Here is an 11,366-nt window from a genome sequence, read left to right as displayed (position 1 = left end):
CTGGACGCCGAATTCGAATCCGAACGCGTACTGGACGAGCCGATGCTGATCGCCCTGCCGCCCGACCATCCGCTCAGCCGCAAACGCGCCGTTCCCATCGCGGCGCTGGCCGACGAGGATTTTGTGCTGTATCCGCGGCCCATCGGCGCGGGCCTGTACGACGCCATCCAGTCGGCCTGCCAGCGCGCCGGCTTTGCGCCGAGGGTCATCCAGGAGGCCCCGCAGATGGCGTCGATTGTGAGCCTGGTGGCGGCGGGCGTGGGAATATCGATCGTGCCGGCGGCCATGCGGCACATGGGCGCGCAAGGCATCGAGTATCGGCCCATCAAGGGCGATGCGCCGCACGCCCTGCTGGACATGGCGTATCGCCGCCATGATCGATCCGTCGCCGCGGAAAATGCCGTGGGCATGTTGCGGCGGCTGGCTCATCCCGAACGCGAGTAAGTCCGAAGACGCGGGCCGTATCCCCCTGTCGCGTTTGTCATTTTCTGTAAACCGTCCGGGCGATGCCGGGGATAGACTCACGCGCTTGCCGGCGGTGCGTCCCCCTGGGGGATCCGCTGTCAGCCGCGTTCAACTTTACAAAGGTGCTCCCGTGAGACGTACCCTTCTGGCCCTGGCTTTCGCAACGATCCCCGGCTTGGCTGCCGCCGCCGCGCTGCCCTCTTCCATCGGCGCCGTCACCGTCTACCAGGACCGCGCCGTCGTCACCCGCGCCGCCAGCAGCGAGCTCGCCGCGGGCGAACACGAGCTGGTGCTGGAAAACCTGCCGGCGTCGCTGCAGGAAAACTCGCTGCAGGTCTCCGCCAAGAGCACCGGCCAGGCGACGCTGCTTGACGTCAAGGTCAGCGACGTCTATCAGGCCGCGACCGCCAACGAACGCGTCCGCCAGATCGAAGCGCAGATCGACAAGCTGGTCAGCCGCCAGGCTGCGCTGGACGACGAAGCCGCCGTGCTGGACAACCAGCGCGAACTCATCCTGATGATGCAACGCGGGGCCACGGAGCCGGCCAAGGACGGCGCCCGCCTCACGCTGGACGAACTGAAGGCGATCCAGACGCTCAGCGCCGAGTCGCTGGCCACGACGCTGGCGGGCCTGCGGCGCGTGGCTGAACAGAAGACCGAACTGGAGCGCGAAATGACCGCGCTGCAAACCCAGCTTGGCGTGGTGCGCGGCGAATCGGGCCGCCGCACCAAGACCGTCACGTTGCGGGTCAACATGGCGCGCGCGGGCAAGCTGGACCTGGCGCTGTCGTACGCCGTGACCGGCGCGCGCTGGACGCCCGCCTACGATGCGCGCCTGCGCCCGGCGGACCGCAATGTCGATCTGGGCTACTTCGGCGTCATCCGCCAGAACACGGGCGAAGACTGGAAGAACGTGAAGCTGACGCTGTCCACCGCCCGGCCGTCGCTGGGCGGTGGCGCGCCGACGCTGCGTCCGTGGATCATCGACGTGGCCGCGCCGCCCCCGCCGCCCCGGCCCGTTGCCGCGCCCGCTCCCGCTGCCGTGCAGGCCGAGATGCATGCCAAGCGCGCGCCGCGCGCCAGCGCGATGGAAGACAGCGCCGTGCTGCCCGAGCCCGAGGCCGAAGTCATCGAGGTCTCCACAGCCCAGGTCCAGAACGCCGCGACCAGCGCGTCGTTCCAGATCAAGAATCCCGCCACGCTGCTGTCGGACAACACCACGCAGCGCGTCGCGATTGCAACGGCCAAGCTGCCCGCGGCCTTGCAATATCAATCCACCCCGGGTCTGCGCGAGACCGTCTACCTGACCGCGCAAGCCAGCAACAACACCGACTTTCCTTTCCTGGCAGGTCCGCTCAATACCTTCCTGGACGATGCCTTCGTCGCGTCGGGCGCCATGAAGGCCGTGATGCCCGGCGAAAAGCTGGAGCTGGCCCTGGGCGCCGACGATGGCATTTCCATCAAGCGCCAGCTGGTGAACCGCTACACCGAAAGCACCGGATTTTCGGGCAGCGGCAAGCGCGTCACCTACGAGTACAAGTTCACCGTCAAGAACAACAAGGCCACCACCGAAAAGGTGTCCTTCGCGGATCGTCTGCCCATCTCGCGTAACGAGAAGATCGTGGTCAAGCTGCTGTCGCCGTCCGAACGCGACATCAAGCGCGAAGAAGACGGCAAGCTGGTGTGGGACTGGGAACTGGAGCCAGGCAAGTCGCGCGAGACCGTGCTGAAGTTCTCTGTCGACTACCCGGGTGACATCACCGTGTTCGGTCTATGACCTTCAACCCATGACCCTCAGTGCGTGCGGCAGAACTCGATGAACGCATCGGGTTCCAAGGGCACGGAAATTCCGTAGCCCTGCGCCACATCGCAACCGAGTTCGCTCAGAAGCTGCACATCGCGCTCCTGCTCGACGCCTTCGGCGACCACCCGCCGGCCAAGCACCCGCCCCATTTCAATCGCGGCCGCCACCACGGCGCGCGAGGCGGGTTCGCGGTGCATATGCACGATGAAGTCGCGATCGATCTTCAATTCATTGAACGGCATGGCGGAAAAGAGGCGCATGGACGCGATGCCCGCGCCGAAATCGTCCATCGCCAGCTCAAAACCGCGCACCCGCAACAGGTTCAGCGTCGACGACAGCGCCAGCCAGTCGTTGACCGGCTCGTCCTCGGTAAGCTCGACCTTGATCAGCCGCGCGGGCAATCCCGCCTGTCCCACCTTCTGTTCCAGCAAGCCCGGCAGATCGCGCGAGCACAGCGTGGACGCCGAGGCGTTGATCGCAATGGGCACGGCGATGTCCTCGTCCTGCATCCGGCGCAGCACGCTCAGCACGCGGTCGGTGACGCGGCTGAACAGCATGCGGTCCATGCCCAACCGATGCGCCGCCGGCACGAAGTCGGCAGCGGAAATGGCGCCCAGCTTGGGATCGATCCAGCGCGACAGCGCCTCGGCCGCCACCACGCGCCCGGTCGACAGGCTGATCTGGGGTTGCAGCACCACGCTCATGCCGGTGCCGGAAAGCAGCGCCTGGCTCAGCGCGGCCTCCATGACCTCGCGCCGCACCGACTTGGGTTTGTCCGGCGACGCGGATTCGTCGTCGATACTGTGCAGCGCATTCTTGATGGCCTGCTGCATCGCCAGGCGCGACACGGGTTTGGACAGCGCCTGCGCCGACGGGCAGCCAGCCTGCAGGGCCAGCCGGACATGCGACTGCAGCAGCTCGTCGCTCAGGCTGCTGATCCAGATGATCGGCGGCATGCTTTTCAGGCGCCCCGCATCCACCAGCCGGCGCAGGTCGTTGGGCAGGCGCGTGCCATCGCCTTCGCCCATCACGATGTCGCTGATCAACACGTCATGGTATTGACGCGTGATCGCGCCGACCGCCTCGATGCTGCTCGCCAAGCCCGCCACGCGGCGATAGCCCAACGCCAGCAGCATGTTCTGCAGGTAGGCGCGTTCGACAGGATGATCTTCGACGAGAAGAATTCGTCGAGACGCTCCGGCATCGGGTTTTGGCATTGCTGACCGTCCTGAACCTGTACACACGGAAAGAAGCCGCACGCGGCCCCAGCCTGCGCCTGCCGCAGGCCGGTTGCGCCGGCCAACTGAGAGCGTGAATCAATGCTAAGGCATCCGCGCAAAACCTGTCTTTATCGATAACGGGTTAATTCAGTTGCCGCAGCCACCCATCCGCCTCCACCGTCCGCGGGTGCGATAATGGCGGACTTTCCCGCATCTACCGGCACGGAGTTTCCCTTGACCCGCATTGACGATCCCCTGCACGACCGCGAGGTCGGCGCCGCCGACGCCACCCAGGACAACACGCGCACCGACGACACGCGCATCAGCGCCGTGCGCCCGCTGATTTCACCCGCGCTGCTGCAGGATGAACTGCCGGTGTCGGCCGACATCCAGAACCTGGTCGAACAAAGCCGCGCCCAGATCGCCGACGTGCTTCATGGCCGCGACGACCGGCTGGTCCTGGTGGTGGGCCCGTGCTCCATCCACGACCACGCGCAAGCGATGGAATACGCGCGCAAGCTGCGCATCGCCGCCGACGAGCACAAGAAGGACCTGCTGATCGTCATGCGCGTGTACTTCGAGAAGCCCCGCACCACCGTCGGCTGGAAGGGCTACATCAACGACCCGCGCCTGGACGGCAGCTTCCGCATCAACGAAGGCCTGCGCCGCGCCCGCGAACTGCTGCTGGATATCGGCGGCCTGGGTCTGCCCATCGCCACGGAATTCCTCGACCTGCTCAGCCCGCAGTACATCGCCGACCTGATCGCGTGGGGCGCCATCGGCGCGCGCACCACGGAAAGCCCCAGCCACCGCCAGCTCAGCTCCGGTCTGAGCTGCCCGCTGGGCTTCAAGAACGGCACCGACGGCGGCGTGCAGATCGCAGCCGACGCGATGGTCGCCGCCAGCGCCAAGCACGCGTTCATGGGCATGACCAAGATGGGCATGGCCGCCATCTTCGAAACCCGCGGCAACCAGGACACGCACGTCATCCTGCGCGGCGGCAAGCAAGGCCCGAACTACGATGCCGCCAGTGTCGAAGCCTGTTGCGCCGCCCTGCGCAAGGCCGGCCAGCGCGAACAGGTCATGATCGACTGCTCGCACGCCAACTCCAACAAATCGCACCTGCGCCAGATCGACGTGGCCAACGACATCGCCGCCCAGCTCGCCCAGGGCGACAGCCGCATCACGGGCGTCATGATCGAAAGCCACCTCGAAGAAGGCCGCCAGGACCTCAAGCCCGGCGAGCCGCTGCGTCACGGCGTTTCCATCACGGACGCCTGCCTCGGCTGGACGCAGACCGAGCCCGTGCTCGCCGCCCTGGCCCTGGCCGTGCGCCAGCGCCGCGAAACGCTCGCCGACCGCGGCTGATCGCCGTCAGGTGAGCGGCGCGGGCAGCCACCCGCGCCGGGTGTTACAGCACGCACCTGAAACAATTGGTATCATGCGCGTCTCCGGGGGGCCTTTCGCCCCCCTCCCCGCTTCTTTTCGTTCAGGTATGGATCGTTCTCGCCTTGTAGGGGCCGCGCCGGCCCAGTCCGCCCCCGTGCGGCACAGCATTTTCATTTACACCGAAGAACAACGCGGCAACCAGATGGTCGAGTCGCGCGTGATCGGCATGATGTCCGACGTGTCCGGGTCGGAAAAACTCATCGTCGTGGAAGACCCGTTTCACGGCCTCAAGTACGTCTACCGCATCGACCACGAAAGCAACAACCTGGACGCGGCCGCCATCACCGAGATCGACGAGTCTCTGTTCAACGGCAAGTCCTCGATCGAGATCAATGCCATGTCGTACCGGCTGGGCACGGCGGACAATGCCGCCAAGCTCTTGCGCGGCAAGACGCGCTGGATTCAGGACAAGGGCTCGGTGCTGTCGGTGCTGCTGCAAAATGCTGCTGCGCGCAAAACGCGCTTTGCGCCAGCCCGGATTGAACGCGATCGGATGCGCAAAGTGCCCGATGGTGTGCCGGTCGAATTACTCCCTTCGTAGCCAGGACGGTATCCAGGCCGGTTCTTCTTATCCACAGAATTTGTGGATAAGAAAAACCCAAACGCCCGGCTGATGGCCTTTCGGGCGATGCGCACCGGGCTGCGCAATTTTTGACCAATTGATTTTTGCCCGGTGCCTGGATCACATCCTTGATCCATGCCGCGCCGCCGCATCGGCGGGAATGATATTCTGCGCGCACGTAGGCTGAAGACGCACACCGTCGTCCCCTGTTTTTTCCGCGCGAACGCGGCCCTCCAAGAATTCACAGCATGACCAGAACACACCTGTTCGCCCAAGGACCGCGAGAGCGCGCCGCGCCGTGACGATCATCGTCGTCGACGACCACGGGGATTGGCGCGATTCCATCGCCGAGTACATCCAGGACCTGGGCCTGGACAAAGCCATCCTCACCGCAGGCTCGCTGGCCGAGCTGGACAAGCTGTTGCTCACCGTCACGCCCGCGATCCTCGTGCTGGACGCCATGCTGCCGGACGGCGACGGGCTGGCGCGCGTGTCGCATCTGCGCACCACCTATCCGTCGATGGGCATCATCATGCTCACCGGACGGCTCTTGAGCGAAGACAAGGTGTCGGGCTTGAGCCTGGGCGCCGACCACTACCTGACCAAGCCCGTCAATCTGGCCGAACTGGGCGCAACGCTGGTATCGCTGTCGCGGCGCCTGCGCGTCGTGCCGGCCCCCGACGCCGATGATGCGCAATCGGACGCGTGGCGCTTCGACCCCGCGCGCCGCACGCTGACCTCGCCGACCCAGATCACCGTCGACATCACCGACACCGAAAGCCGCCTGATCGGCGCGCTGATCCAGGCGGCGCCGTTGCCGCTGTCGCGCACCCGTCTGGTCGAAGCCCTGGGCGCCAGCGCCGAGGCCTACGACACGCACCGGCTGGACGCCCACATGCACCGGCTGCGCCGCAAGCTGCGCGAGCTTGCCGGCGGCGACCTGGGCATCCGCACCGTCTATGGCGTGGGCTACGTCTGCACCACGCCCGTCACCATCGTCGGCAACCTGCCCAAACTCTGAGACCGCCCGCATGAACGCCCCGATCCGCCCCCGCCGCTCCGTTCTCTACATGCCCGGCTCCAACGCGCGCGCCTTGGACAAGGCACGCGCGCTCGATGCGGACGCCCTGATTCTTGACCTCGAAGACGCGGTGGCGCCCGACGCCAAGGCGCAGGCCCGCGCCCAGGTTGCCGCGGCGCTGCGCGAAGGCGGCTACGGACGCCGCGAGTGCATCGTGCGGGTCAATGCGCTGGATACGCCTTGGGGCCTGGACGACGTGCGCGCCATCGCGCAGGCCGGCGCCGATGCCGTGCTGCTGCCCAAGGTCGAGTCTCCTCCCCAGCTGGCCGCGCTGGCGCAAGCGCTGGATGCGGCAGGCGCGCCGGCGGACCTGCCGCTGTGGGCCATGGCCGAAACCCCGCTGGGCTTTCTGCGGCTCGATGCCATTGCCGGCGGCCACGCACGGCTGGCGGCCATCGTCGTCGGCACGTCGGATCTCGTGAAGGACCTGCACGCCCGCCACACGCCGTCGCGCGACGAGACGCTGCTGGCGCGCTCGCTCGCCGTGATGGCGGCACGGGCGCACGGTCTCGCGGTTTTGGATGGTGTGCATCTGGACCTGAACGATGACGCTGGCTTGCAGGACGCCTGCCGGCAAGGACGCGACCAGGGCTTTGATGGCAAGACGCTGATCCATCCGCGGCAGATCGCTACGGCGAATGCCGCGTTTGCCCCGACGCCTGAAGAACTCGACATGGCACGCAAACGTCTGGACGCCTGGAAGGCCGCGCAGGCCGAGGGCAAAGGCGTGGCGGTGGTTGACGGGGCCTTGGTGGAGAACCTGCACGCCAGTGAGGCCGAGCGCGTGCTGGCGCTGGCCGCGGCGATTCAGGGGCCTTAGGGGGACGGAGCCGGAGCTGCCCGTCCAGACCTGTCCGGCCGAGTACAATCCCCCCCTTCGTTCGGATTGGGTCCGCTTTCATCCGATCCTCCTTCGCGCCGGCGCGCATGTTGCGCGTGCCATCCCGCCCCGGTTCCTGCTTTCCTGCATGCCGCCCCCAGAGGGCGCATTGCCGCGCGCGCACCGCGCCATCCAGCCCAACATTCATGATCCGCTTCCAACAAGTTTCACTCATGCGCGGCGTCAAGCCGTTGCTCGACAAGGTCGACCTGCTTCTGAACCCCGGCGACAAGATCGGCCTTATCGGCGCCAATGGCGCGGGCAAGTCGAGTCTGTTCGGCCTCTTGCGCGGCACGCTGCACGCCGACCAGGGCGACCTTGACTACCCCGCGGCCTGGCGAGTGGCCCACGTCGCGCAGGAAACGCCCGCGCTCGACCGCCCCGCCATCGAGTACGCCATTGACGGCGACACGACGCTGCGCAAGCTGGAAGCGGAACTGGCCGCGCTGGAAGCCGAGCCGGAAAGCGCCGAGAACGGCCTGCGCATGGGCGACATCTATGCCGCGCTGGCTGACGCCGACGCCTACACGGTCCACTCGCGCGCCGAACAATTGCTGACCGGCCTGGGCTTCACGCAGGCGCAGATGCAGCTGCCGCTCACCAGCTTTTCCGGCGGCTGGCGCATGCGCCTGAACCTGGCGCAGGCGCTGATGTGCCCGTCCGATCTGCTGCTGCTGGACGAGCCCACCAACCACTTGGACCTGGACGCGATCATCTGGCTGGAAGACTGGCTCAAGCGCTATCCGGGCACGCTCATCGTCATCTCGCACGACCGCGATTTCCTGGACGGCGTGGTCAACGTCATCGTTCACATCGACGAGCGCAAGCTCAAGCGTTACTCGGGCCACTATTCGTCCTTCGAGCGCCAGCGCGCGGCGCAGCTGGAACTGGCGCAGGGCATGATGGAAAAGCAGATGCGCCAGCGCTCGCACCTGCAATCGTTTATCGACCGCTTCAAGGCGCAGGCCAGCAAGGCGCGACAGGCGCAGAGCCGCATCAAGGCCCTGGCGCGCATGGAAGAAGTGGCGCCGTTGCGCGCCGCCGCCGAGTTCTCGTTCGAATTCCGCGAGCCGCTGCGCGCGCCCAATCCGCTGCTCACGATGGACAAGGTCAGCGCGGGCTATCGCATCGAGGACGAGGCCACCGAAGCCGTGTCCGACAAGATCATCGTGTCGGGCATCAACTTTTCGCTGCAGGCGGGCCAGCGCATCGGCCTCCTGGGCATCAACGGCGCGGGCAAGTCGACCTTCATCAAGACCATCGCGGGCGAGATCGAATCGCTGGCCGGCGACACGCAGTTCAACAAGGGACTGTCGATCGGCTACTTCGCGCAGCATCAGGTCGAGATGCTGCGTCACGATGAATCGCCGCTGTGGCACATGACCAAGATTGCGCCGAACGTGCGCGAGCAGGAGCTGCGCAACTTCCTGGGCAGCTTCAACTTCAACGGCACGATGGCCACCAGTTCCATCGCGCCGTTTTCCGGCGGCGAAAAGGCGCGGCTGGCGCTGGCGCTGATCGTGTGGCAACGCCCCAACCTGCTGCTGCTGGACGAACCCACCAACCACCTGGATCTGGAAACGCGCGAAGCGTTGACGGACGCGCTGGCGCAGTTCGAGGGCACGCTGGTGCTGGTATCGCACGACCGGCACCTGCTGCGCGCGACCACCGACCAGTTCATCATCGTTGCCGACGGCAAGGTCAACCCATTCGACGGCGACCTGGACGACTACAAGGACTGGCTCTACAAGACCAAGCTGGCGGCCAAGGCGGCCTGAGCGCGTTTTTGCGCGCCGCGCGCGGCTAACCGCGTTACAATCGCGCCGAATTGCCGGACCCCAGCGTCAATCTGGCCCGCGCGGCAACCATCAACCACGTCCCGCTGTATGCGGGACGCGTTTTTTAGCGCCATAGATGCCTATCAAAGACCAACTATTTCTTGCCAGCCAGTATCTCGCGCCGCACCACCTGGTGTCGCGCTTCTTCGGATACGCATCGGACTGCCGCGAACCCGCGGTGAAGAACTGGATGATCTCGCGTTTCGTCCGCAAGTACGGCGTGAACATGAGCGAGGCGCTGCAAGAAGACCCGTTGGCCTACGACTGTTTCAATGACTTCTTCACGCGTGCGCTGAAGGACGGCGCGCGGCCGCTGGACGAAGAACCGGGCTCGGTGGTGTGTCCGGCCGACGGCGCCATCAGCCAGATGGGCGCCATCGAACAAGGCCGCATCTTCCAGGCCAAGGGCCACAGCTACGGGCTCGCCGACCTGCTGGGCGGCGACACCGAACGCGCCGCGCCGTTCCAGGGCGGCCAGTTCGCCACCATCTACTTGTCGCCCAAGGACTATCACCGCGTCCACATGCCTGTGGCCGGCACGCTGCGCGAAATGATCCACGTGCCCGGACGCCTCTTCTCCGTCAACCCGCTGACCGCCCGCAACGTGCCGCGCCTGTTCGCGCGCAACGAGCGCGTCGTCTGCATCTTCGACACCGAACACGGTCCCATGGCCGTCGTGCTGGTGGGCGCGATGATCGTGGCGTCCATCGAAACCGTGTGGGCCGGTCTGGTGACGCCGTTCAAGCGCCGGGTCAAGTCCGTGCGCTACGACGCGGCCGCCCGCGCCCCCATCTTTCTTGAAAAAGGCGCCGAGATGGGCCGCTTCAAGCTGGGCTCCACGGCCATCGTCCTGTTCGGACCGGACAAGATCCGCTGGGCCGACACGCCCTCGGTGACGGGCCCGGTGCGCATGGGCGAGCTGCTGGCGCTGCCCGCGCAGGCCTAATTCACACAGCCTGTTCGCCAGAAGCGAATGGGCTGCTTCAGTTTTATTCGCTTTCTGCGTTCAACAGCCGTTGCTAGATTACGGGCTTTTGCCGGCCCGCCATGACTACCAACGCCCTGCCCGCAACGCCCGCCGAAGCCACCTCTGCCACCCCCGCTGGCGCCGCCGCGCGCCCGCTGCCCCGCGCACTCGGGCGCATGCTGTCCCTGGACGATTTCGAAGCCGCGGCGCGCCGCCGGTTGCCGCGCCCGATCTTCGGCTACATCGCCGGCGCCGCGGAAGACAACCAATCGCTCAAAGGCAACCGCGAGGCCTTCGCACAGTACGCGTTCACCCCGCGCGTGCTGGTGGACGTCTCCCGCCGCACACAGCAGACCGACCTGTTTGGCCGCACCTACGCGTCTCCCTTCGGCATCGCGCCCATGGGCATCAGCGCGCTGTCCGCCTATCGCGGCGACATCGTGCTGGCCCGTGCGGCGCGCGAGCAGAACGTGCCCGCGATCCTGAGCGGCACGTCGCTGATTTCGCTTGAAGCCGTCATCGCCGAAGCGCCCGGCACCTGGTTCCAGGCCTACCTGCCCGGCGACCCCGTCAAGATCGACGCGCTGATCGAACGCGCGCGGCGCGCGGGCTTCGAGACCCTGGTGCTGACCGTGGACATCCCCGTGTCCGCCAACCGCGAGAACAACGTGCGCACCGGATTCTCGACGCCGCTCAAGCCCAGCCTGCGCCTGGCCCTGGATGGCCTGACGCGTCCGCGCTGGCTGGCCGGCACGTTCCTGCGCACGCTGCTGGCGCATGGCATGCCGCACTTCGAAAACTCCTTCGCCACGCGCGGCGCGCCGATCGTCTCCGCCTCCGTGCTGCGCGACTTCACGGCGCGCGACCATCTCAGCTGGGAACACGTGGCGCGCATCCGCCGGCAGTGGCCGGGCACGCTCGTCATCAAGGGCATCCTGCATCCGCGCGATGCGGCGCTGGCGCGGCAGCATGGGGCGGACGGCATCATCGTGTCCAACCATGGCGCGCGCCAACTCGATGGCGCCATCTCGCCGCTGCGCGCCCTGCCCGGCGTGGTGGATCAGGCCGGCGCGATGACGGTGATGATGGACAGCGGCGTG

At 66.7% G+C, this 11,366-nt stretch carries 10 protein-coding genes; 9 read left to right on the top strand and 1 reads right to left on the bottom strand.

The window, feature by feature from the left end; genetic code table 11:
• Together RT697_RS25495 and RT697_RS25490 are read left to right on the top strand one after the other, a co-directional pair.
• A partial coding sequence (locus RT697_RS25495; RefSeq protein WP_313702446.1) for a LysR substrate-binding domain-containing protein occupies positions 1–444 on the top strand: 444 nt, incomplete at its 5' end.
• A gap of 151 nt (positions 445–595) precedes the next feature.
• Positions 596–2,242, top strand: coding sequence for a mucoidy inhibitor MuiA family protein (locus RT697_RS25490; RefSeq protein ID WP_313702445.1), 1,647 nt, complete (start codon positions 596–598; stop codon positions 2,240–2,242).
• Between the two features lie 17 nt (positions 2,243–2,259).
• Here RT697_RS25490 and RT697_RS25485 read toward each other — a convergent pair whose 3' ends face one another.
• Positions 2,260–3,486, bottom strand: coding sequence for an EAL domain-containing response regulator (locus tag RT697_RS25485; RefSeq protein WP_313702444.1), 1,227 nt, complete (start codon positions 3,484–3,486; stop codon positions 2,260–2,262).
• Positions 3,487–3,723: 237 nt separating this feature from the next.
• On the opposite strand from RT697_RS25485, the gene RT697_RS25480 reads away from it, so the two are divergent.
• The 7 genes from RT697_RS25480 to RT697_RS25450 all read left to right on the top strand — a co-directional run.
• Positions 3,724–4,857 (top strand): 3-deoxy-7-phosphoheptulonate synthase, encoded by a 1,134-nt coding sequence (locus RT697_RS25480; protein WP_313702443.1) that lies wholly within the window; start codon positions 3,724–3,726, stop codon positions 4,855–4,857.
• A 127-nt stretch (positions 4,858–4,984) separates the two neighbouring features.
• Positions 4,985–5,479 (top strand): hypothetical protein, encoded by a 495-nt coding sequence (locus RT697_RS25475; protein WP_313702442.1) that lies wholly within the window; start codon positions 4,985–4,987, stop codon positions 5,477–5,479.
• Positions 5,480–5,798: 319 nt separating this feature from the next.
• On the top strand, positions 5,799–6,521 hold the full coding sequence (locus tag RT697_RS25470) for a response regulator transcription factor (protein WP_313702441.1): 723 nt from the start codon (positions 5,799–5,801) through the stop codon (positions 6,519–6,521).
• A 10-nt stretch (positions 6,522–6,531) separates the two neighbouring features.
• Positions 6,532–7,401 carry a CoA ester lyase gene (locus RT697_RS25465; RefSeq protein ID WP_313702440.1) on the top strand — a complete coding sequence of 290 codons (870 nt, stop codon included), beginning with the start codon at positions 6,532–6,534 and terminating at the stop codon, positions 7,399–7,401.
• 206 nt (positions 7,402–7,607) lie between these two features.
• A complete protein-coding gene (locus RT697_RS25460; RefSeq protein ID WP_313702439.1) occupies positions 7,608–9,239 on the top strand; it encodes an ATP-binding cassette domain-containing protein in 1,632 nt (543 codons plus the stop codon).
• A 136-nt stretch (positions 9,240–9,375) separates the two neighbouring features.
• A complete protein-coding gene (asd, locus tag RT697_RS25455; protein WP_291377300.1) occupies positions 9,376–10,245 on the top strand; it encodes an archaetidylserine decarboxylase in 870 nt (289 codons plus the stop codon).
• Positions 10,246–10,346: 101 nt separating this feature from the next.
• Positions 10,347–11,366, top strand: a 1,020-nt coding sequence (locus RT697_RS25450; protein ID WP_313702438.1) for an alpha-hydroxy acid oxidase, incomplete at its 3' end; no start/stop codon positions are given.

The sequence above is a fragment of the Achromobacter sp. genome (assembly GCF_032113835.1).
Lineage (GTDB): Bacteria > Pseudomonadota > Gammaproteobacteria > Burkholderiales > Burkholderiaceae_B > Achromobacter.
Note: the sequence above shows the minus strand (reverse complement) of the source record. Positions and strands in the feature narration are given on the sequence as shown.

Coding starts and splice junctions, on each gene's coding strand:
- RT697_RS25485 (WP_313702444.1), bottom strand. CDS start 3,486: ATGCCAAAACCCGATGCCGGAGCGTCTCGACGAATTCTTCTCGTCGAA.
- RT697_RS25475 (WP_313702442.1), top strand. CDS start 4,985: ATGGATCGTTCTCGCCTTGTAGGGGCCGCGCCGGCCCAGTCCGCCCCC.
- RT697_RS25465 (WP_313702440.1), top strand. CDS start 6,532: ATGAACGCCCCGATCCGCCCCCGCCGCTCCGTTCTCTACATGCCCGGC.
- RT697_RS25460 (WP_313702439.1), top strand. CDS start 7,608: ATGATCCGCTTCCAACAAGTTTCACTCATGCGCGGCGTCAAGCCGTTG.
- asd (WP_291377300.1), top strand. CDS start 9,376: ATGCCTATCAAAGACCAACTATTTCTTGCCAGCCAGTATCTCGCGCCG.